Raw genomic sequence first — 20,482 nt, forward strand, 5'->3', positions numbered from 1 at the left:
CTCTTAATCCTTATGCAGCATCATGCTGTGAACCCAGACCTCATATTTTGGAATTGATCAATGCTTAACACCGTTATCGTCGGTGCCAGTGGCTACGCGGGAGCAGAGCTGGCCGCCCTGGTGCAGAACCACCCTGACCTCAAGCTGTTCGGCCTCTATGTCTCCGCCGGCAGCCAGGATGCCCACAAGCGTTTCTCCTCTCTTCATCCCCAGTGGGTCGGCGAGCTGGATCAGCCGCTGCTGCCCCTGGATGAGGATGGCATGACCCGGATCCTGACCCAGGCCGATCTGGTGCTGCTGGCCACCGCCCACGAGGTGAGTGCCGAATTGGCGCCCAAGTTCCTGGCCAAGGGGCTGCCGGTATTCGATCTCTCCGGCGCCTTCCGGGTGCAGGATCAGCAGTTCTATCAGGATTACTACGGCTTCACCCACGCCAATGAACAGTGGCTCGCTCAGGCGGCCTACGGTCTGGCCGAGTGGAACAGCGACGCCATCGCCGCCGCCCAGCTCATCGCCGTACCCGGTTGCTACCCGACCGCCTCCCTCTGTGCCCTCAAGCCATTGCAGCAGGCGGGCCTCATCAAGGCGGAGTGGCAACCCATCATCAATGCGGTGTCCGGTGTCTCCGGCGCGGGCCGCAAGGCATCGGTCAACACCAGCTTCTGCGAAGTGAGCCTGAGCCCCTATGGCACCTTCAGCCACAGACATCAGCCGGAGATCAGCCATCACCTCGGCAAGGGCGTGCTGTTCCAGCCACACCTTGGCAACTATGTGCGCGGCATCCTGGCCACCATCTATGTGCAACTGGCCGAAGGGGTGACCCCGGAGCAGGTGGACAGAGCCTACCTCGCCGCCTACGAAGGCAAGCCGCTGGTGCGTCTCACCGGCCAGATGCCTTCCATCCGTGGCGTGGCGAGCACCCCTTATTGCGATCTGGCCTGGCAGCAGCAGGGCAACATGCTGGTGGTGGTGTCCGCCATCGACAACCTGCTCAAGGGCGCGGCCTCCCAGGCCATCCAGTGCGTGAACATCAAATTTGGTTTTAAACCGGCCACCGGCCTGATTTAAGGAAGGATCGAGAAGATGGACAAACCGACATTAGTCATCAAATTGGGTGGGGCGCTGATCGAGAATGATGAGGCCCTGACCGCCCTGTTCGCGACCCTGAAGAGCTTCCTGGATGAGCAGCACAGGCCGCTGGTGCTGGTGCACGGCGGTGGTTGCCTGGTCGATGACCTGCTCAAAGGGCTGGGGCTCACCTCCAGCAAGAAGAACGGCCTGCGGGTGACCCCCTTTGACCAGATCCCCCTTATCGCGGGCGCCCTGGCCGGTACCGCCAACAAGCAGATGATGGCCAAGGCCATCGCCTGTGGCATCCCGGCTGTGGGTCTGTGTCTGGCCGATGGCGGTCTGTGCCAGGTGGTGCAGCTGGATCCGGATCTCGGCGCGGTCGGCGACTGCTCCCCGGGCAACCCGGCCCTGGTGCAAGGGATCCTCTCCCAGCAGTTCCTGCCGGTCATCAGCTCCATCGGCATCACCAGCGAGGGTCAGCTGATGAACGTCAATGCAGACCAGGCGGCCACCGCCATTGCCGAGGCGCTCGGCGCGGATCTGGTGATGCTGTCGGACGTGAGCGGCATCCTGGATGGCAAGGGCAAGCTGGTTCCCCAGCTGGACAAGGCCACCGCTCAGGATCTGATGGAGAAGGGTGTGATCACCGATGGCATGGCCGTCAAGGTGAAGGCCGCGTTGCACGCCGCCGAGACCCTGGGCCAGCCGGTCTGCGTCGCCAGCTGGCGCTACCCGGATCAGCTGCTCAAGCTGCTCGGCGGCGCCGCCATCGGCACCCAGGTTACCCTCTAAGCGCGACAAAAGGACGATTCGATGCAACACCTGCTCAAAGACAGCGACCTCGACAAGGCCCAGATCCTGGCCCTGATTGCCCTGGGCAAACAGGTCAAGGCAGACCCGAAAAAGTACCGTCAGGCCCTGGCGGGCAAGGCCGTGGTGACCCTGTTCGAGAAGCCATCACTGCGCACCCGGGTCACCTTCGACATCGGCATCGCCAAGCTGGGTGGCCACAGCGTCTATCTGGATCAGCAGAACGGGGCGCTTGGCAAGCGCGAATCCGTGCAGGATTTCGCTGCCAACCTGTCCCGTTGGTGTGATGCCATCGTCGCCCGGGTATTCGATCATCAGACCCTGGTCGATCTGCAGAAGTACGCGACCGTGCCCGTGGTCAACAGCCTGTGCAACCTCTACCACCCCTGTCAGGGGCTGGCGGATTTCATGACCATCGCCGAGCACTATGACGACCTGTCCAAGGTCAAGCTCGCCTACCTCGGCGATGGCAACAACGTCAGTCACTCCCTGATGCTGCTGGGGGCGACCCTGGGCACGGACGTGACCCTGATCTGCCCGAAAGGCCATGGCCCCGATACCCAGATCTTCAAGCAGGCCGAGGCGCTGGCGGCTCAATCTGGCGCGCACATTCACATCAGTGACGATGTGACCGACATCGAGGGCTTCGATGTTGTCTACACCGATACCTGGGTCTCCATGGGTGACAACACCCCAATGGAGCAGGTAAAAGAGATCTTCATGCCTTATCAGATCAACCAGGCCCTGCTCGACCGGACCGGTATCGCGCATGTGCTGCACTGCCAACCGGCCCATCGGGAGCTGGAGATCACCTCGGAAGTGATGGATGGCCCCGCCTCCCTCATTTTGGACGAGGCAGAGAACCGGATGCATATCCAGAACGCCATCTTGCTGACCCTGATGGGCCACAACTGAGCGACCGACCCTGTTTTTAATGTTTTCAAGATTGATCATGGAGAGAAGTAAATGAGCGGAATCAACAAGATAGTACTGGCTTACTCGGGCGGACTGGATACCTCGGCCATCATTCCCTGGCTCAAAGAGCACTACAACGCCGAGATCATCGCCTTCGTGGCCGATGTCGGTCAGGGTGAAGATGATCTGGAAGGGGTGGAAGAGAAGGCCCTGGCTTCCGGTGCCACCAAGTGCATCGTCTATGACCTGAAGGAAGAGTTCGTCAAGGAGTACGTCTATCCGACCCTGAAGACGGGCGCCATCTATGAAGGCACTTACCTGCTGGGCACCTCCATGGCCCGTCCGGTGATCGCCAAGGCCATGGTGGAAGTGGCCAAGGCCGAAGGGGCCGATGCCATCGCCCACGGTTGCACCGGCAAGGGCAACGATCAGGTGCGTTTCGAAGGGGCCGTGGCCTCCCTGGCACCCCAGCTCAAGGTGATCGCCCCCTGGCGCATCTGGGACATGCGTTCCCGGGAAGAGCTGCTTGCCTATCTGGAAGCGCGCAACATCCCCTGCAAGGCGACCCTGAAGAAGCTCTACAGCCGCGATGCCAACGCCTGGCACATCTCCACCGAGGGTGGCGAGCTGGAGAGCACCTGGAACGAGCCGTCCGACGCCGTCTGGCAGTGGACCGTCTCCCCGGAGCAGGCACCGAACGAGCCTGAATACGTCAAGCTGACCGTCAAGCAGGGCGAGATCGTGGCCGTGGACGACCAGGCCCTGAGCCCCTACCAGGTGCTGGTGACCCTGAACGAGCGCGCCGGCAAGCACGGCGTCGGTCGTATCGACATCACCGAGAACCGTCTGGTGGGCATGAAGTCCCGTGGTTGCTACGAGACCCCGGGCGGCACCGTCATGATGGCGGCCCTGCGTGCCATCGAAGAGCTGGTGCTGGACAAGCCGACCCGCTCCTGGCGTGAGAAGCTCGGCGCCGAGTTCTCCCATCTGGTCTATGACGGCCGCTGGTTTACCCCGCTGTGCAAGGCGGTACTGGCCTCTGCCAATGCCATCGCCGAGGATCTGGACGGTGAAGTGGTGCTGAAGATGTACAAGGGCCAGGTGAGCGCGACCCAGAAGCGTTCCGCCAACAGCCTCTACTCCGAAGATTTCGCCACCTTCGGCGCCGACGAGGTGTACGACCAGAGCCATGCCGAAGGCTTTATCCGCCTCTACACCCTGGCCAGCCGCATTCGTGCCCTGAAAGAGCAGAATCTGGCGGTGGGCGGCGACCATACCCACGGTTGATCGTCACCTTCATGACCAGATAAGCGAGGGGGCCTGGCCCCCTCATTTATCAAGACGCCGTGATGGCTAAGGGTCAGCCCTTAGCCATCGGGGTGGGAGAGTCGGCAGACTGACCCTCAAGCGTGACGAAAGGGGCGCCAGCGCGCCCCTTTTTATGAGATAACCCTTCATCGAGATAACGAGCGGCGGGCGCAAGTGGCGCCACCGACAACAGATTCAAGGAGAGCAGTATGGCACTTTGGGGTGGACGCTTCAGTCAGGGGGCAGATAGCAGGTTCAAGCAGTTCAATGACTCCTTGCGCTTCGATTACCGGCTGGCGGAGCAGGACATTCAGGGCTCCATGGCCTGGGCCCGCGCCCTGGTCTCGGTCGGTGTCCTGACCGCCGATGAGCAAGGAAAACTGCAACAAGCGATGGAGGTGCTGCTCGCCTCGGTGCAACAGGATCCCCAGCAGATCCTCAGCTCCGATGCCGAAGACATCCACTCCTGGGTCGAGGGCGCGCTTATCGCCGCCGTCGGCGACCTCGGCAAGAAGCTGCACACCGGCCGCTCGCGCAACGATCAGGTCGCCACCGATCTCAAACTCTGGTGCAAGGCCCAGGGGGAGCTGCTGCTCGCCTCCATCACCGCGCTGCAACAGGGGCTGGTCGCTTCCGCCCGTGCCAATCAGGCCGCGGTGCTGCCCGGTTACACTCACTTGCAGCGTGCCCAGCCGGTCACCTTCGCCCACTGGGCCCTGGCCTATGTGGAGATGCTGGAGCGCGACCACTCCCGCCTGCAGGATGCCCTCAAGCGCCTCGACACCAGCCCGCTCGGCTGCGGCGCCCTGGCCGGCACCGCCTACGCCATCGACCGCGAGGTGCTGGCGCTGGACATGGGCTTTAGCGGTGCCACCCGCAACAGCCTGGATTCGGTCTCGGATCGGGATCACGTGGTGGAGCTGATGCACGTGGCGTCGCTGTCCATGGCACACCTTTCTCGTTTTGCGGAAGATCTCATCTTCTACAACACCGGCGAGGCGGGCTTCGTCGAGCTCTCCGATGCGGTCACCTCCGGCTCCTCCCTGATGCCCCAGAAGAAGAACCCGGACGCCCTTGAGCTCATTCGCGGCAAGACTGGCCGGGTGGTCGGCGCCCAGATGGCCATGCTGATGAGCCTGAAGGCGCTGCCGCTGGCCTACAACAAGGACATGCAGGAAGACAAGGAGGGGCTGTTCGATGCCCTCGACACCTGGCACGACTGCCTCGACATGGCGGCGCTGGTGCTGATCGATCTCAAGGTGAACGTCGAGCGCACCAAGGCGGCGGCCCAGGGCGGCTATGCCAACGCCACCGAGCTGGCGGACTATCTGGTGGCCAAGGGCATTCCGTTCCGCGAGGCGCACCATATCGTCGGTGAAGTGGTGGTGCAGGCCATCAAGCTGAAAAAACCGCTGGAAGAGCTCTCCCTGACGGAGTTCCAGCGCTTCAGCTCAGTGATCGGCGAGGATGTCTATCCGAACCTGGAGCTGGAAGCCACCCTGGCCAAGCGGGTCGCCAAGGGCGGCGTCGCCCGCGAGCTGGTGGATGCAGCCCTCGGCGCCGCCGAAGCCTGGTTGGCCAAGCGCGCGGGTTAACCGAACCGCTACGGTTTGATTCCAATGCGCACAAGACGGCAACCTCGGGGTTGCCGTCTTCTATTGTGTTCCTGCGTGTCAGTCGGGCGCCGAACATGGACACTGATCCAGGATCTTGCCTGGCCCACCGTGCCGATGTGGGAGAGGATAAGGTTTTTCGTCTGAATGGCATTCAGGCCTGTCATCATTCAAGGAGTTGTCATGTATCTACCCCCTCACTTCGAAGCCCCCAACAGCCAAGTGATCCACGAGCTGATGCAGGCCCATCCCTTGGCGGCTCTGGTGGTGCATGGCCCGGCAGGGCTGGATGCCAACCACCTGCCATTCGAGTTCGATGCCGATGAGGGGGAGCATGGCATCTTGCGGGCCCATGTGGCGCGCAACAACCCGCTCTGGCAGGAGGTGAAGGAAGGGCAGGAGGTGCTGGTGATCTTCAGGGCCGCCGAGGGCTATGTCTCCCCCAGCTGGTATCCGAGCAAGCAGGTACATCATAAGCAGGTGCCCACCTGGAACTATGCGGTGGTGCATGCCCACGGTCGCATCCGGGTGCGGGACGACGCCCGCTTCGTGCGCCGCCTGCTGACGAGCCTGACCCGGGTCCATGAGGCCGCCGAGCCCGCTCCCTGGAAGATGGCGGATGCACCGAGAGACTATCTCGAGGCCATGGTGCAGGCCGTGGTGGGCATAGAGATCGAGATCGATCAGCTGGTCGGCAAGTTCAAGCTGAGTCAGAACAAGGAGGAGGGGGACCGGCTGGGGGCCGTCGATGCTTTGCAGGCCAAGGGCCAGACGGCGCTGGCAGCGGCGATGCAACAGTCACCACTCTCGCCGCGATAGCGATAAATTCCGCCATGTGGAGAGATTGCAAAACGGCAACCCATGGGTTGCCGTTATTGATGGTGCGTCCGTTCAGAGCATCATTGGCCAGGCGGCTGGCGTCATAGCGTCCATTTCGCGACCAGCCATGGGGCTGGCTGCCTGGGCTACAATTTCTTGCGCATCAATGCATTGGGGATCATGACGCCGCGGCGGACGGGATACCTTCTCTCATCCACATGAAAGCCATGCAGTGCGAAGAAGGGTTCCGCCGTCTTGCTCACATCGGCCGTCAGTTCGCCAATACCCAATAACCTGGCCTCTTCATGAAGGCACATCATCAAGCGGGTGCCGACCCCTTGTCGTGCATGAGAGCCAACCACGAAAAAGTGGTCGATATAGCCATTGGGCTGAACGTCAGCATACCCGGCGATGTCACCATCAATGTCAGCGACAAAGGGGCGTAATGTCCTGATATGCTCAGCCCACAGCGTCGGGGAAATATCCTCGGGTGCCCATGCCTGAATCTGCTCCGCTGTATAGTCAGCCGATGCAACCTCATGCACTGCCGATAAAAAAACCTTAAATAACGTGGCTTCATCCCCGATGTTGAATCGTCGAATGTTCATTGTTTCCTCTCTGGATAACGGAGACTGGGTGCCCGGCTCAGAGATCCCTGAATGGCCGGCGCTTCTCTTCCTCGATGACGATGGCCTCCAGGTTGGCGACCCGCTCCTGCAACTCCTTGATGATGAGATCCTGCTTGCCGAGGCGGTCGGTGATTCGGGCATCCCCCAGCTGGTAGCGGGCGCGCTTGCCGAGATAGCCGAACAGCATGCTGATCAGGACAATAAGGACGATGGCGGTCCACAGACTCATGTTTGCCTCCCTGGCAGCAGGACCCCGGTCTGGGTCAGTCCGGCCATTTTGACAGCCCCACCCCGTCTTGCCCAGCGGGGGATCCCATCTTGGCTGATTTGTAAGAGTTTGGTTACAAAAAGCCTGCCAATTGCCTCGACCCTGGCGCGCCTGTGCTGGTAACTTAGGGCCGATCTTCGTAGCCAGATTGATAATGCCATGGACAGTAAAGTCATTCTCATCGTCGATGACAGCCAGGCGCTGACCGATACCCTCACCGAGTATCTGGGCCGTGCGGGCTTCGAGGTACGCACCGCCTGCGATGGCGAGGCCATGTGGCAGCAGGTGCGCCAGGGCATGCCGGATCTGGTGATCCTGGACGTGATGCTGCCCGGGGATGACGGCTTCACCCTCTGCTCTCAGCTGCGCCGCCTCTCCAACGTGCCCATCATGATGCTGACCGCCGTGACCGAGGATGCCGATCGTATCGCCGGGCTCGAGATAGGGGCGGATGATTACCTCACCAAGAGTTTCAATCCCCGGGAGCTGCTGGCCCGGATCAAGGCGCTGCTGCGGCGCAGCCGTCTCACCCAGCAGGCGGCGACTGCCCGGCGCATCAACTTCGGCCCCTGGACCCTGGACAGCGTGACCCGTCAGCTCTCCCGTGCGGGGGAGGTGCCGCGTCAGCTATCGGGGGCCGACTACACCCTGCTCGGCCTCTTCATTCGCCACCCCAATGAGCTGCTCAGCCGGGATCTCATCTCCCATGAGATCTGGGGGAGGGAGAGCGACCCGTTCGAGCGGGGCATAGACGTACAGGTCTCCCGGCTGCGCCAGGCCCTGGATGACAAGGATCGCACCCTGATCATGACGGTGCGCAACAAGGGTTACATGCTGGCGACCGAGACCGTCTATGAGGCCTAGCCGTGGCTGGGGGCCCCGCTCCCTGGCCAGCCGCACCAGCCTGTTCCTGCTGTGCGTCATCCTGGCCGCCGAGCTGTGCGCCGGTTATTTCTGGTATCGCCACAGCAACCAGGCTCAGGAGCAGGGCTTGATCAGCACTGTGCGCAGCATGGCCCTGAGCGCCTCCTCCACCATCGCCTTCTTTCGCAAGCTGCCCCAGGATTACCGCCATCTGGTGCTGGAGCAGCTGCGCAACATGGGGGGCACCCGCTTCTTCGTCTCCCTCAACAATCACCCGCTGCCGGTGACCCCCATCTCGGGTTCGTCCCGCCGCGAGCACATGGTGACCGAGGTGCGGCGCGTGCTGCAGCAGGAGCTGGGCAGCGAGGTGACCACCCGGGTCGAGTTTACCAATCGCGCCGATCTGCGGGTGTTCAACACCGAGCTCCCCATCGACGACTTGCCCCTGAACTGGGCCCACTACAGCCTGGCACTGGGGGAGCTCAATCCGCCCATTCTGGTGATACAGATCGCCGTGTCGCCCACCGCCTGGTTCTATCTGGCGGCTGCGCTGCCCGCCCCTTATGACAGCCTTGATCCCCGCTTCTTCACCCTGAATCAGCTCGGCTTCATGCTGGGCTCGGCGCTCATCATACTGATCGCCACCTGGTGGGTGGTGCGCAAGGAGATAAGGCCCATCCGCAACCTGGCGCGGGCCGCCACCCTGCTCGACAGCAAGCGGGAGGTGCCCGAGGTGCAGGAGGAGGGGAGCAGCGAGACCCGCGCCGCCATCCACGCCTTCAACAAGATGCAGCGGCGCATCAGCAGCCACCTGCATGAGCGTGATCTGCTGTTCAGCGCCATGTCCCATGATCTAAAAACCCCGCTGGCCTGCCTCAAGCTGCGTACCGAGATGCTGGATGATGCCGAGGTGCGGGACAAGTTCGCAGCCCATCTGGACGAGATGGAGCTGATGGTGAAGGGTGCCTTGCAGTGCATGAAAGAGACCCATATCCACGAGGAGATAGAGGCGCTGGATCTGATGGGCATGCTGCGCCGCTGTGGCGAGCTCCATAACCACGATGAGCTGAGGATGACGCTGCAAGGGCCCTCCAGCCTGATGCTGGTCGGCAAGCCGCTGGCCATCAAGCGCTGCCTGCAAAACATCATAGACAACGGCATCAAGTATGGAGAGCGCCTTTCGGTGCAGGTGGCGCGCCAGGGGGACAAGGTGAGGATCGCATTCAGTGACCAAGGGCCGGGCATCAGTCCGGCGCTGATGGAGCGGGTGTTTGATCCCTACTTCAGGGTGGCCTCGACCCGGGCCCTGCCCGGCAGCGGGCTCGGCCTCACCATAGCCCGCCACATCGCCCGCATCCACGGCGGCGACATTCATCTTCACAATCATCAACCCCATGGTTTGACCCTGGTACTGGAGCTCAACCTTGACTAATTCCCTGCGGGCCCTGCCCGGCAGCTCACCATCGCCCGCATCCACGGTGGCGACATTCATCTTCACAATCATCAACCCCATGGTCTGACCCTGGTACTGGAGCTCAACCTTGACTGATTCCCTGCGGGCCCTGCCCGGCAGCTCACCATCGCCCGCATCCACGGCGGCGACATTCATCTTCACAATCATCAACCCCATGGTCTGACCCTGGTACTGGAGCTCAATCTTGACTGATTCCCTGCGGGCCCTGCCCGGCAGCTCACCCTCGCCCGCATCCACGGCGGCGACATTCATCTTCACAATCATCAACCCCATGGTCTGACCCTGGTACTGGAGCTCAACCTTGACTAATTCCCTGCGGGCCCTGGCCTGGTTGCTGGCCCTGCCGCTCCATGACGCCCTGGCCGGCGAGGTGGAGATGTTGCACTGGTGGACTTCCCCGGGGGAGCAGGCTGCCTTCGCCGTGGTGACGACCCAGTTGCAAGGGGCCGGAGTGGAGCTCAAGAATGCCGCCATCCTTGGCGGCGGAGGCAACAGCGCCATGGATGTGCTGCAGGCCAGAGCCATCGCGGGCAATCCCCCGGCCCTGGCCCAGCTTGAGGGGCAGGCCATCGCCTCCTGGACCCTGCTCGGTTTCATCCAGCCCCAGGATGAGGTGGCAGTCGAACAGCACTGGGATCAGCAACTGCTGGGGGTCGCTCCCCAAGTAAACAAGATAAAGGGCCACTACATGGGGATACCGGTCAACGTGCATCGCCTCAACTGGATGTGGGTCAACCGCGCCCTGCTGGCCCGCCTCGACATTGCGCCGCCCACCGACTGGCCCGGCTTTCTCGATGCGCTGCGGGCCCTCAAGGCCAAGGGCATCAAACCGCTGGCGCTCGGCAACGACCCCTGGCAGGTGGCCCTGCTGTTCGAGAGCCTGGCGCTGGGGATGGGGGGCAAGGAGTATTACCAGAAGGCCTTCGTCGAGCTGGACCCGGTGGCGCTCGGCAGTGATACCAGTCGCCAGATCCTGGACCGCTTTCGCGAGTTGAGCGAGCTGGTGTTGCCGACCCTGAGCCAGCAGAGCTGGGATCAGGCCACCGCCGATCTTGCCGAGGGCAAGGCCGCCTTCCAGTTGATGGGGGACTGGGTTCTGGGAGATCTGCTGGCCCGAGGTGTGGCCGTGCCCGAGCAGATCCAGTGCCTGCCGGCACCTGGCACCCAGGGGCTCTATGTCTACAACATGGACAGCTTCGTGATGTTCAACGCCAACCTGCCCAAAGACCATCTCGGGATTGCCAGGGCGCTGGCCAGCCCGGATTTCCAGCTCGCCTTCAACCGCGCCAAGGGCTCGATCCCGGTGCGCCGGGATCTCTCCTTGGCCGATTTCAATCCCTGTGCCCAGTTGTCGCGCATCGACTACGACAGGGCCGAGGCCGCCGGCAATCTGATGCCGAGCGTGGCGGATTCCATGGCGTTGCATCCCCTCTATCAGAAGGCGGTCGAGAGCGAGCTCTATCGCTTCTTCAATCAGCCCGATCTCGACAGGGAGGGGGTGATCCGCCGCCTCGGCGCCGTGGCACGCACGGCCTCCGCCAAGGGGTGAACATGTCGGCTTTGTAACCGTTTCATTACAATCCGATAGCCTATTGATACTCGCGGGCCGCGCCGACCCGGTAACATCTTCCGGACAACCATCAAAAAGGAATTGAGCCATGTCCGGATCGTTTTTCTCCCAGGCGCAGCGGGTCGGCCGCAGTCTGATGCTACCCGTGGCGACCCTGCCCGCCGCCGGCCTGATGCTGGGCATAGGCAACTTTGGTGCCCAGGGGCACCTCTTCCTGCCGGAGTCCTTCTGGAGCGTGCTGATGGTGTCGGGGGACTGGATCTTCGGCAACATGCCGCTGCTGTTTCTGATCGGCATCGCCATCGGCCTTGCCCGCAACAATGACGGCACGGCCGCCCTGGCCGCCGTGGTGGGCTTCATCACCATGAACGCGGCCCTCGGCAAGACGGTGGTGTTGCGCGGCCTTGAGACCAACACAGAGGTGATGAGCATTCCCACCCTCAACATGGGGATCCTCGGCAGCATCTTGATGGGATCCCTGGCGGCCTATTTCTTCAACCGCTTCCACACCTTGAAGCTGCCCGAATACCTGGGCTTCTTCGCCGGCAAGCGCTTCGTGCCCATCATTACCGGCTTTAGCGGCATCTTCCTCGGGGTCATGCTTGGCTTCATCTGGCCCGTGGTTGGCTCCGCCATCTTCGAGTTCACCGCCTACCTGGGCACCTTGAACAAATCGATCACCTTCGGCATCTATGGTCTGGTCGAGCGCGCCCTGATCCCGACCGGTTTGCACCACATCTGGAACGCCTTCTTCTTCAACGAGCTGGGCAGCTGGACCAACCCGCAGACCGGGGAAGTGGTAACGGGGGAGCTGGTGCGCTTCTTCAAGGGGGATCCCAATGCCGGTGGTCTGGCCGGTGGCTACATGTACTCCATGTGGGCCCTGCCTGCCGCGGCCCTGGCCATCTATAGCTGCGCCAAGCCCGAGAAACGCAAGCTGGTGGGCGGCCTGATGCTGTCGGCGGCCTTCACCTCCTGGCTGACCGGGATCACCGAGCCGGTGGAGTTCGCCTTCCTGTTCGTGGCGCCGATGCTCTATGTGGTTCACACCCTGCTGACCGGGGTCGCCTTCGCACTGACCAACTACCTGGGCATAGTGCACAGCACCGACTTTGCCCATGGCGCACTGCAGTTCTTCCTCTACCTGAATCTGCCCCAGACCCACAACACCTGGTGGTTCCTGATCATCGGGCCGCTCTGGGCGCTGTTCTACTTCTTCCTGTTCCGCTTCTTCATCCTGAAGTTCAACCTCAAGACCCCGGGGCGGGAGAGCCAGCCGCTGCAGGCGGTGGACATCAAGGAGCAAGACGAGTTGGCGCTGGATCTGGTCGAGGCCATGGGGGGGGCGGCAAACATAGAGCACCTGGATGCCTGCATCACCCGGCTAAGGGTCACTCTGCATGACATCAAGCTGGCCGATATTGCCCGCATCAAGGCCCTTGGCGCCATCGACGTACTGGTGGTGGGCAACAACCTGCAGGCCATCTTCGGCACCCGATCCGACAACATCAAGACCGAGATGTCGGCGGCGCTGGCGGTGTAAGCGCCTCAGGATCAGAGTGATGTACGCCGGGGCCAGTGTGCTCGTCGCTCAGGCCATCTCAAGGCCGGGATGGCGGGGATTGGCGGTGTGATCCGCCCCATGGAAAGGTCTGAAAAAAAGAGAGGGCCCCACCGCTGGTGGGGCCCTCTCTTTTTGGTGCAAGTGATGGGTCAGGCTAGCCAGAAGGGGCGGCTGAGCCAGAGCCCGAGCAAGAACAACTGGCCCCAGACGATGGCCCAGAATCGGAGCCGGTAGCTCCCCTTCTGGGTCTTGTGGCGCAGCCAGTGGCGGGCCACCAGGGCGCCGGGCCAGCCGCCGAGCAGCTCCAGCAGGTGCAGGCGGGATTCCGGGATGCGCCAGCCGCCGCGCACCGCCTGGCGCTTGTCCCAGGCGTAGGCGGCCAGGGTCAGCAGGCTCATCAGCACTATCAGGCCAAGGGGCCACCAGAGGCCGCTCTGCACGCCAAGCCAGCTGGCCCAGCCAAGCGGGATCAGGGCCAGCCCCATCATGACAGCAGCGCCGGATCCCGGGGCTCGTCCGGGCTGAGGGTGCGGATCACCCGGGCCGGGTTGCCCACCGCCAGTGAGTCCGCTGGTATGTCGCGGGTCACCACGGCGCCTGCGCCTATGATGGAGCGCGGCCCTATGGTGACGCCGGGGCAGATGATGGCGCCGCCGCCAATCCAGCAGTCATCGCCGATGCGCACCGGCTTGTTGTAGGCGGTCCAGTTGCGGCGCTCCAGATAGTCCATGCTGTGGGTGGCGGTGTAGATCTGCACGTTGGGGGCCAGCAGCACATGGCTGCCGATGTGCACCTCGCCCACGTCCAGTATGGTGACGTTGAAGTTGAAGAAGGTCTTCTCCCCCAGATGGATGTTGCGGCCAAATTCGCAGATGAAGGGGGAGCTTATCCAGCAGGAGTCGGGGCAGTGGCCGAACAGCTCGGCGCACAGGCGCTGGCGCCCCTGGTGATCCCCCGCCGGTGTGGCGTTGAGTCTCGCCAGCAGGGCCTGGCCGCGAATGCGGTCGTTCGCTATCTCCTCGCTCTGGCTGTTCAGGGCGCCGCCCGCCAGTACCTTGTCCCAGTCGCTTGCCATGCTCACCTCCTCTCATGTGCCAAGAGGCGCCAGTATACGTGACGGGCAGTGCGGCGTCAGGGGATCCCTGATGACCAGGTCAGCCCAGCCAGAGCAGGGGCAGGATCAGCAGCACTGAGAGGAGGTAGGGCAGCATCACCCTCAGCCCCAGACGGCGGCCGCCGATCACCAGGGCCAGCAGCCCCTTCACCAGGGAGTTGACCAGCCCGGCCAGCAGAATGGCCCGGGCCGCCACCTCCAGCGCCAGCTCCTTGTGGGCGAGCTGGGAGAGAGACAAGGTGATGGCGTCCACGTCCGTGATGCCGGAGACCAGCGCCAGCAGATAGACCCCGGAGTTGCCCAACTTGCTCTGCAGCAGTGTGGCCATGAAGCCGATCAGCGCCAGCAGCAGGCCGAACTTGATGGCGGTGGCGAGATCCAGCGGATTGCGGGTTTCGGGCTGCACCGGGTTGTCGGTCATTTCCTCGCGCTGGCGCCAGAACCAGAAGGCGAAGCCATAGACGATGGCCGCCAGCAGCAGCAGGGGGAGGGTCAGGCGCATGGCCAGCTCGTTGTGAATGAGCAGCACCAGCACCAGCAGTCGCAACCACATGGTGGCGCCCGCCAGCAGTATGCCGGTGGCCAGCAGCCGCTCCAGCCCGGGCTGCTCCTTGTTGAGGCGGGCAAATTGCAGGGTGAGGGCGGTGGAGGAGGCGAGCCCCGCCAGCATGCTGGTGAGCACCAGGCCGGCGCGGGTGCCGAGCAGGCGCACCGCGAAGTGGCCCGAGAAAGAGATGCCGGCGATCACCACCACCATCAGCCAGATCTTGAAGGGGTTGAAGGCGTTGAGGGGGCCCATCTCGACGTCGGGGAGCACCGGCAGCAGCACCAGAGAGATGAGCAGGAAGCGCAGGGTGGCGTGAAATTCCGTCTCGCTCAAAAACAGCATGCCCTGCTGGATCTGGCCCTTGAGCCCCATCAAGAGCGCCGCCAGCACGGCGCAGGCCACCGCCTCGCTCGGGCTCTGCAGCACAGACATCAGCCCCAGCAGGTAGGTGAGCACCATGGCCACCGAGCTGGTGAGGCCAAACTCCCCCTGCCAGCGCTGGGCCAGCCAGACCGAGAGGCCGCAGCCAGCCACCACAGCCAGCAGGCCGAGCAGTGCCAACCAGGATCCCAGGGTTGGCAGCAGCAGGGCGCAGACGCCGCCGAGCAGGCCGATGAGACCATAGGTCCGCATCCCGGCGATGCGCTGGTTGTCCCCCAGCTGGCGCACTTGCCAGCCCCGCTCCAGTCCTATGATGAGCCCTATGGCCAGTGACACCAGGGCGCCGTAGACGGGTTCCGCCTCGATCCACATGGGGTTCTCCTCCTGATCGTCTGACCCTCATGGCCGCTTGTGCCATCGCCCTGTGCTGAGGATGGCACAAGCTGATGCCGGGGCCTGGGCGCTGTCTCACAGAGTCCGGAGAGAGGGCGAGGGAGCGGACTTGATATGAGTAAATGAGATAAGCAAAGCGTAATTTCTTGGTTCTGGGCATAACGGATCATGGGCATGCTGAATACATCCCAGATAAAGGAGTATCGCCATGACATTAACCAAGACCGCCTTCACCCTCTTCTCTTTGCTGACCCTGAGTCAGGCCCAGGCCGCCGAGATCCGGCTGCTCAACGTCTCCTACGATCCGACCCGGGAGCTGTTCCATGAGTACAACGCCGCCTTCGCCAAGCAGTGGCTGGCCAAGACCGGGGACCAGGTGGTGGTGAGCCAGTCTCATGGCGGATCCGGCAAGCAGGCCCGCGCCGTGACGGAGGGGCTGGAGGCCGATGTGGTCTCCCTGGCCCTGGCCTACGACGTCAATGCCATTGCCAAGGAGGGGTTGATTGCCGCCGACTGGCAGAGTCGGCTCGCCAATAACGCCGCGCCTTACACCTCCACCATCGTCTTCCTGGTGCGCAAGGGCAATCCCAAGCAGATCAAGGACTGGGACGATCTGGTTCGCCCCGATGTCGGCATAGTGACCCCCAATCCCAAGACCTCGGGAGGGGCGCGCTGGAACTACCTCGCCGCCTGGGGTTATGCCCTGAAGAGCACGGGGAGCGAGGAGGGGGCCAAGCAGTTCGTCGGCGAGCTGTTCAAGAACGTCAAGGTGCTCGATTCCGGTGCCCGGGGCGCCACCACCAGCTTCACGGAGCGGGGGCTGGGGGATGTGCTGCTCGCCTGGGAGAACGAGGCGCTGCTGGTGCTGGATCAGCCCGGTAACGGCGACAAGTTCGAGCTGGTGGTGCCGTCGGTCTCCATCCTGGCCGAACCGCCGGTGGCCGTGGTCGACAAGGTCGCCAGGAAACATGGCACTGAGGCGGTGGCCAAGGCGTATCTCGAGTACCTCTATTCCGACGAAGGGCAGCGCCTCATCGCCAAGTATCACTACCGCCCAAGCCAGCCGAAGGTTCAGCAGGAGACGGCGGCCCAGTTCCCCCAGTTGACCCTGTTCACCGTCAAGGAGCTGGAAGGGGATTGGGAGAAGGCGCAGAAGAGACACTTTGCCCAGGGCGGGCTGTTCGACCAGATCTACCAGCCGGGCCGCTGAGCAGCAGCCGCGGGTGCCTTGATACCCTGGGACGAGCAAGCAGAGGAGCGACATGATGAACAAGATCCTACTGGTTCCCGGCCTGCACGACAGCGGCCCGGATCACTGGCAGAGCCGCTGGCATCACGACTTTCCCCACTGGCAACGCATGGTGGGGCTGCCCTGGGATAAGCCGGATCTGACGGTGTGGAGTGCCAAGCTGGCGGGCAAGCTCAGGAGTCGGCGCGGCAAGGCCCACCTGGTGGCTCACTCCTTCGGCGCCCTGGCGGCTATCCGCGCCAGCCAGTTGCAACCGGACAAGGTCGCCTCGCTCTTCCTGGTCGCGCCCGCCGATCCCGCCCGCTTCGGGATTGCAGATGAGTTGCTGGCCGGGCCCCTCGGGGTCTGCGCCCAGCTGGTAGCGAGCCGCAGCGACCCCTGGATGAGCTTCGAGCGAGCAGAATATTGGCGTCAACAGTGGCAGCTTCCCCTCCATGATGCCGGTGAGGTGGGTCATCTCAATGCCCAATCCGGGCATGGGGAGTGGGCTTGCGGTCTGCAACTGCTCGGCGAGCTCTATCGCCGGGCCGAGCTGGTCGCCGACACGGTTTGAGAGCCGGGAACCCCCCTTTTGAAGGGCGTTGATCGTGGTGGTGGTCGTTGCTATCGGCAGAGGAGAGATAAAGAGGTGGGCATGGATAGCCCCCTGGCAGGAGATTTTTGATAGTGCTTGGCAAGCTCCTTTCTGACCCGTATCTGGACGATGCGGGTCTTTTTTATGGACGGGGGTCGCTTAGCCAAAAAAGTGCTTAGCAAAGCCGTTATTGGCAGTTTGTTGTGGGGTCTGGAGTGCGCAGAATCGTCTCATCGAAAGCGACTTATAACAAACGGACTCGTTATGCGTTTTAGTTCTTACTCCGTTCTGCCCGGTCTGGGCACCACCCTGGGGTTCAGCCTGCTCTATCTGGGCCTGCTGGTCCTCTTGCCCATCGCCGCGCTGCTGCTGTTTGCGGTCAACCATATGAGTGCCGCCGAGTTCTGGCAGGTGATCAGTTCCCCCCGGGTGCTCGCCTCCTTCAGATTGAGCTTCGTTGCCGCCTTGGTCGCGGCCCTGCTCAACACGCTCTTTGGCCTGATCCTGGCCTGGGTACTGGTGCGCTACCGCTTCCCGGGTCGCCGTCTGGTGGATGCCCTGATCGACCTGCCCTTCGCCATGCCGACGGCCGTCTCCGGCATCGCCCTGTGCGCCATCTTCGCGCCCAACGGCTGGATAGGCCAGGCTCTGGCCCCCCTCGATATCACCCTCGCCTACAACCCGGCCGGGGTGGTGATAGCCCTGACCTTCATTGGCCTGCCCTTCGTGGTGCGCACCCTGCAACCCGTGCTGCGCGAGGCCGAAGCAGAGCAGGAGGAGGCCGCGGCCAGTCTGGGGGCCGACCGCTGGCAGACCTTCCTGCGGGTGCTGCTGCCGACCCTGATCCCGGCGCTGATCACCGGTTTTGCCCTGGCCTTTGCCCGTGGGGTCGGCGAATACGGCTCCGTCATCTTCATCGCCGGCAACCTGCCCATGGTCTCCGAGATAGCCCCCTTGATGATCATGAGTCACCTGGAGGAGTACGACTATGCAGGGGCCAGCGCCATCGCCCTGGTCATGCTGCTCATCTCTTTCGTCATGCTGTTGCTGATTAACCAGCTGCAAGCCTGGAGCTGGGCCCGCATAGGAGGAAGCCGAGCATGAACTCATCTGCCATCGCAGTGAATGCGGCCACCCATGCCCCCATGGTCGCCGACCCGTCCCAGTCACCCACCCGGGATCCGCGCTGGGTCAAGTGGCTGCTCATTAGCCTGGGACTGGGCTGGTTCAGCGTCCTGCTGCTGTTGCCCCTGGCCACCATCTTTATCCAGGCGCTGCGCCCGGGGCTGGCCTTCTTCTGGCAGGCGATCAGTGATCCCGACGCCTTGAGCGCCTTGGGACTCACCGCTCTGGTGACCCTGTGCTCGGTGCCGCTCAATGTCTTGTTCGGCCTGGCTGCGGCCTGGGCCATCGCACGCTTTCGCTTCCCGGGGCGCCAGTGGCTCATCACCCTCATCGACTTGCCCTTCTCGGTATCGCCGGTGATAGCGGGCCTGATGCTGGTGCTGCTGTTTGGCAGCCGGGGCTGGTTTGGCGACTGGCTGAGCGAACATGACATCAAGGTCATCTTCGCCACCCCCGGCATCATATTGGCGACCACCTTCATCACTGTGCCCTTCGTGGTGCGCGAGCTGTTGCCGCAGATGGAGGCGCGAGGCCCGGAAGAGGAGGAAGCCGCCATCATGCTGGGGGCAAGCGGCCTGCAGATGTTCTGGCGCGTCACCCTGCCGGGCATTCGCTGGAGCCTGATGTATGGCGTCCTGCTCTGTACCGCCCGGGCCGTGGGGGAGTTTGGCGCCGTCTCAGTGGTCTCGGGCCACATTCGCGGCCAGACCAACACCCTGCCGCTCCATATCGAGATCCTCTACAACGAGTATCAGACCGGTGCCGCCTTCGCGGTGGCCAGCCTGCTCGCCCTGTTTGGCATCTTCACCCTGGTGGGGGAAACCCTGCTGAACCGGTTGCGTAGCCGGACTCCATCATCCCATAGCACGTCGTAAGAGGCCGTCATGAGCATACAGGTGCAACAGTTAACCAAGAGCTTCAACCAATATGCGGCGCTCAGTGACATCAACCTCGACTTCAAGGATGGTGAACTGGTGGCGCTGCTCGGCCCCTCCGGCTGTGGCAAGACCACCTTGCTGCGCATCATCGCCGGCTTGGAGCAGGCGGATTCGGGCCGCATAGTGATCCGGGGCGAGGACGCAGGCGCCCTCCATGTGCGCGAGCGCAATGTCGGTTTTGTGTTCCAGCACTACGCCCTGTTCCGTCACATGACGGTGTTCGAGAACGTCGCCTTCGGCCTGCGGGTAAAACCCAGAAGCGAGCGTCCCGGCGAGCCGGTGATCCGCGCCCGGGTCAGGGAGTTGCTGGATCTGGTGCAGCTCAGCCATGTGGCGGATAGGCACCCGACTCAGCTCTCCGGCGGTCAGCGCCAACGGGTTGCCCTGGCGCGGGCCCTGGCGGTACAACCCAAGGTGTTACTGCTCGACGAGCCCTTCGGCGCCCTCGATGCCCAGGTGCGCAAGGAGTTGCGCCGCTGGCTGCGGGAGTTGCACAACGAGTTGCACGTCACCAGCCTGTTCGTCACCCACGATCAGGAGGAGGCGCTGGAAGTGGCGGATCGGGTGGTGCTGATGAATGCCGGCAAGGTGGAGCAGATAGGCACCCCGTCCGAGGTCTATGACAAGCCGGCCAGCGCCTTCGTACACAGTTTCCTCGGCAGCGTGAATCTGTTTCATGGCCGGGTGGCGGCTCAGGGGTTTGGGGTCGGCGAGCAGTTGCTTGCCGGTGGCCGTGCCGATCTCAGTCAGGGCAGTGCGGCCATCGCCTATGTGCGTCCCCACGAATTGGAACTGCATCCCCTCGAAACCCAGGGCGGGGTGGAGGCCACCATCAGCCGATTGCTGCCGATGGGGCCGCGCATCCGGGTCGAACTGCGTGGCGGCGGGGAGACAAATGGGGCACTATTCGAAGCCGAATTGAGCCGTGCCGAGGCCAGCCACTTCAGTGCCGGTCAGCGAGTTCGGTTAGTGGCCAGACAGGCCCAGCTCTACCCGGATTATCAGATCTGACCTTGGCATCGCAAATGGGGCGCTGTGTCGAAGCCGAGTTGAGCCGTGCCGAGGCCAGCCACTTCAGGGCCGGTCAGACGGTGCGGCTGGTGGCTAGACAGGCTCAGCTCTACCCGGATTATCAGATCTGACCTTGGCATCGCAAATGGGGCGCTGTTTCGAAGCCCGAAGCCGAATTGAGCCGTGCCGAGGCTAGCCAATTCAGCGCCGGGCAGACGGTGCGGCTGGTGGCCAGACAGGCTCAG

At 63.1% G+C, this 20,482-nt stretch carries 21 protein-coding genes; 16 read left to right on the forward strand and 5 right to left on the reverse strand.

What is annotated here, in order from left to right; translation table 11 throughout:
- Positions 1-60 precede the first annotated feature (60 nt).
- The 6 genes from argC to M2367_RS13380 all read left to right on the forward strand — a co-directional run bounded on the left by argC (position 61) and on the right by M2367_RS13380 (position 6,536).
- Positions 61-1,068, forward strand: a complete 1,008-nt coding sequence (gene argC / locus M2367_RS13355) for an N-acetyl-gamma-glutamyl-phosphate reductase (protein WP_042044278.1) — start codon at positions 61-63, stop codon at positions 1,066-1,068.
- 15 nt (positions 1,069-1,083) lie between these two features.
- Positions 1,084-1,863 carry an acetylglutamate kinase gene (gene argB, locus M2367_RS13360; RefSeq protein ID WP_259236958.1) on the forward strand — a complete coding sequence of 260 codons (780 nt, stop codon included), beginning with the start codon at positions 1,084-1,086 and terminating at the stop codon, positions 1,861-1,863.
- A gap of 21 nt (positions 1,864-1,884) precedes the next feature.
- On the forward strand, positions 1,885-2,796 hold the full coding sequence (locus tag M2367_RS13365; protein WP_259236959.1) for an ornithine carbamoyltransferase: 912 nt from the start codon (positions 1,885-1,887) through the stop codon (positions 2,794-2,796).
- A 51-nt stretch (positions 2,797-2,847) separates the two neighbouring features.
- Positions 2,848-4,083: an argininosuccinate synthase gene (locus M2367_RS13370; protein WP_042044275.1), complete on the forward strand. Its 1,236-nt coding sequence runs from the start codon at positions 2,848-2,850 to the stop codon at positions 4,081-4,083.
- Between the two features lie 230 nt (positions 4,084-4,313).
- On the forward strand, positions 4,314-5,699 hold the full coding sequence (gene argH, locus M2367_RS13375; protein WP_259236960.1) for an argininosuccinate lyase: 1,386 nt from the start codon (positions 4,314-4,316) through the stop codon (positions 5,697-5,699).
- Positions 5,700-5,900: 201 nt separating this feature from the next.
- A complete protein-coding gene (locus M2367_RS13380; RefSeq protein WP_259236961.1) occupies positions 5,901-6,536 on the forward strand; it encodes an FMN-binding negative transcriptional regulator in 636 nt (211 codons plus the stop codon).
- 146 nt (positions 6,537-6,682) lie between these two features.
- On the opposite strand, the gene M2367_RS13385 is transcribed toward M2367_RS13380, so the two are convergent.
- Both M2367_RS13385 and M2367_RS13390 read right to left on the reverse strand, forming a co-directional pair.
- Positions 6,683-7,144, reverse strand: a complete 462-nt coding sequence (locus M2367_RS13385; protein WP_259236962.1) for a GNAT family N-acetyltransferase — start codon at positions 7,142-7,144, stop codon at positions 6,683-6,685.
- 37 nt (positions 7,145-7,181) lie between these two features.
- Positions 7,182-7,394: a hypothetical protein gene (locus M2367_RS13390; RefSeq protein WP_259236963.1), complete on the reverse strand. Its 213-nt coding sequence runs from the start codon at positions 7,392-7,394 to the stop codon at positions 7,182-7,184.
- A gap of 198 nt (positions 7,395-7,592) precedes the next feature.
- Between M2367_RS13390 and M2367_RS13395 the strand changes: the two genes are divergently transcribed.
- From M2367_RS13395 to ptsG, 4 genes are all read left to right on the forward strand, one after another.
- Entirely contained in the window at positions 7,593-8,297 is a 705-nt protein-coding gene (locus tag M2367_RS13395; RefSeq protein WP_259236964.1) for a response regulator, read from the forward strand.
- Entirely contained in the window at positions 8,287-9,729 is a 1,443-nt protein-coding gene (locus M2367_RS13400) for a HAMP domain-containing sensor histidine kinase (protein ID WP_042044268.1), read from the forward strand. Before M2367_RS13395 ends, M2367_RS13400 begins: the two co-directional genes overlap by 11 nt.
- A gap of 343 nt (positions 9,730-10,072) precedes the next feature.
- Positions 10,073-11,320 carry an ABC transporter substrate-binding protein gene (locus M2367_RS13405; RefSeq protein WP_052448277.1) on the forward strand — a complete coding sequence of 416 codons (1,248 nt, stop codon included), beginning with the start codon at positions 10,073-10,075 and terminating at the stop codon, positions 11,318-11,320.
- Between the two features lie 109 nt (positions 11,321-11,429).
- Positions 11,430-12,884 (forward strand): glucose-specific PTS transporter subunit IIBC, encoded by a 1,455-nt coding sequence (ptsG, locus tag M2367_RS13410; RefSeq protein ID WP_259236965.1) that lies wholly within the window; start codon positions 11,430-11,432, stop codon positions 12,882-12,884.
- A gap of 170 nt (positions 12,885-13,054) precedes the next feature.
- Here the strand turns inward: ptsG and M2367_RS13415 are convergent, their stop codons facing one another.
- The 3 genes from M2367_RS13415 to M2367_RS13425 all read right to left on the reverse strand — a co-directional run bounded on the left by M2367_RS13415 (position 13,055) and on the right by M2367_RS13425 (position 15,319).
- A complete protein-coding gene (locus M2367_RS13415; RefSeq protein WP_042044266.1) occupies positions 13,055-13,393 on the reverse strand; it encodes a DUF1294 domain-containing protein in 339 nt (112 codons plus the stop codon).
- Positions 13,390-13,980, reverse strand: coding sequence for a sugar O-acetyltransferase (locus tag M2367_RS13420; protein ID WP_259236966.1), 591 nt, complete (start codon positions 13,978-13,980; stop codon positions 13,390-13,392). Before M2367_RS13420 ends, M2367_RS13415 begins: the two co-directional genes overlap by 4 nt.
- A 79-nt stretch (positions 13,981-14,059) precedes the next feature.
- On the reverse strand, positions 14,060-15,319 hold the full coding sequence (locus M2367_RS13425) for an MgtC/SapB family protein (RefSeq protein ID WP_259236967.1): 1,260 nt from the start codon (positions 15,317-15,319) through the stop codon (positions 14,060-14,062).
- Positions 15,320-15,548: 229 nt separating this feature from the next.
- Here M2367_RS13425 and M2367_RS13430 point away from each other — a divergent pair, with 229 nt between their 5' ends.
- The 6 genes from M2367_RS13430 to M2367_RS13455 all read left to right on the forward strand — a co-directional run bounded on the left by M2367_RS13430 (position 15,549) and on the right by M2367_RS13455 (position 20,368).
- Positions 15,549-16,550 carry a sulfate ABC transporter substrate-binding protein gene (locus M2367_RS13430; RefSeq protein ID WP_259236968.1) on the forward strand — a complete coding sequence of 334 codons (1,002 nt, stop codon included), beginning with the start codon at positions 15,549-15,551 and terminating at the stop codon, positions 16,548-16,550.
- 55 nt (positions 16,551-16,605) lie between these two features.
- Positions 16,606-17,142 (forward strand): alpha/beta hydrolase, encoded by a 537-nt coding sequence (locus tag M2367_RS13435; RefSeq protein ID WP_259236969.1) that lies wholly within the window; start codon positions 16,606-16,608, stop codon positions 17,140-17,142.
- Positions 17,143-17,427: 285 nt separating this feature from the next.
- Complete coding sequence (gene cysT, locus M2367_RS13440; protein ID WP_224431351.1) at positions 17,428-18,267, forward strand: sulfate ABC transporter permease subunit CysT; 840 nt, start codon at positions 17,428-17,430, stop codon at positions 18,265-18,267.
- Between the two features lie 41 nt (positions 18,268-18,308).
- On the forward strand, positions 18,309-19,163 hold the full coding sequence (cysW, locus tag M2367_RS13445; RefSeq protein WP_370736624.1) for a sulfate ABC transporter permease subunit CysW: 855 nt from the start codon (positions 18,309-18,311) through the stop codon (positions 19,161-19,163).
- Between the two features lie 9 nt (positions 19,164-19,172).
- Positions 19,173-20,237 carry a sulfate/molybdate ABC transporter ATP-binding protein gene (locus M2367_RS13450; RefSeq protein WP_042044260.1) on the forward strand — a complete coding sequence of 355 codons (1,065 nt, stop codon included), beginning with the start codon at positions 19,173-19,175 and terminating at the stop codon, positions 20,235-20,237.
- A 2-nt stretch (positions 20,238-20,239) separates the two neighbouring features.
- Entirely contained in the window at positions 20,240-20,368 is a 129-nt protein-coding gene (locus M2367_RS13455; protein ID WP_259236970.1) for a hypothetical protein, read from the forward strand.
- The last annotated feature ends 114 nt before the right edge of the window (positions 20,369-20,482 follow it).

It is taken from the genome of Aeromonas sp. BIGb0445, from assembly GCF_024809075.1.
GTDB lineage: Bacteria > Pseudomonadota > Gammaproteobacteria > Enterobacterales > Aeromonadaceae > Aeromonas > Aeromonas rivuli.

Coding starts and splice junctions, on each gene's coding strand:
- argC (WP_042044278.1), top strand. CDS start 61: ATGCTTAACACCGTTATCGTCGGTGCCAGTGGCTACGCGGGAGCAGAG.
- argB (WP_259236958.1), top strand. CDS start 1,084: ATGGACAAACCGACATTAGTCATCAAATTGGGTGGGGCGCTGATCGAG.
- M2367_RS13365 (WP_259236959.1), top strand. CDS start 1,885: ATGCAACACCTGCTCAAAGACAGCGACCTCGACAAGGCCCAGATCCTG.
- M2367_RS13370 (WP_042044275.1), top strand. CDS start 2,848: ATGAGCGGAATCAACAAGATAGTACTGGCTTACTCGGGCGGACTGGAT.
- argH (WP_259236960.1), top strand. CDS start 4,314: ATGGCACTTTGGGGTGGACGCTTCAGTCAGGGGGCAGATAGCAGGTTC.
- M2367_RS13380 (WP_259236961.1), top strand. CDS start 5,901: ATGTATCTACCCCCTCACTTCGAAGCCCCCAACAGCCAAGTGATCCAC.
- M2367_RS13385 (WP_259236962.1), bottom strand. CDS start 7,144: ATGAACATTCGACGATTCAACATCGGGGATGAAGCCACGTTATTTAAG.
- M2367_RS13390 (WP_259236963.1), bottom strand. CDS start 7,394: ATGAGTCTGTGGACCGCCATCGTCCTTATTGTCCTGATCAGCATGCTG.
- M2367_RS13395 (WP_259236964.1), top strand. CDS start 7,593: ATGGACAGTAAAGTCATTCTCATCGTCGATGACAGCCAGGCGCTGACC.
- M2367_RS13400 (WP_042044268.1), top strand. CDS start 8,287: ATGAGGCCTAGCCGTGGCTGGGGGCCCCGCTCCCTGGCCAGCCGCACC.
- ptsG (WP_259236965.1), top strand. CDS start 11,430: ATGTCCGGATCGTTTTTCTCCCAGGCGCAGCGGGTCGGCCGCAGTCTG.
- M2367_RS13415 (WP_042044266.1), bottom strand. CDS start 13,393: ATGATGGGGCTGGCCCTGATCCCGCTTGGCTGGGCCAGCTGGCTTGGC.
- M2367_RS13420 (WP_259236966.1), bottom strand. CDS start 13,980: ATGGCAAGCGACTGGGACAAGGTACTGGCGGGCGGCGCCCTGAACAGC.
- M2367_RS13425 (WP_259236967.1), bottom strand. CDS start 15,319: ATGTGGATCGAGGCGGAACCCGTCTACGGCGCCCTGGTGTCACTGGCC.
- M2367_RS13430 (WP_259236968.1), top strand. CDS start 15,549: ATGACATTAACCAAGACCGCCTTCACCCTCTTCTCTTTGCTGACCCTG.
- M2367_RS13435 (WP_259236969.1), top strand. CDS start 16,606: ATGAACAAGATCCTACTGGTTCCCGGCCTGCACGACAGCGGCCCGGAT.
- cysT (WP_224431351.1), top strand. CDS start 17,428: ATGCGTTTTAGTTCTTACTCCGTTCTGCCCGGTCTGGGCACCACCCTG.
- cysW (WP_370736624.1), top strand. CDS start 18,309: ATGGTCGCCGACCCGTCCCAGTCACCCACCCGGGATCCGCGCTGGGTC.
- M2367_RS13450 (WP_042044260.1), top strand. CDS start 19,173: ATGAGCATACAGGTGCAACAGTTAACCAAGAGCTTCAACCAATATGCG.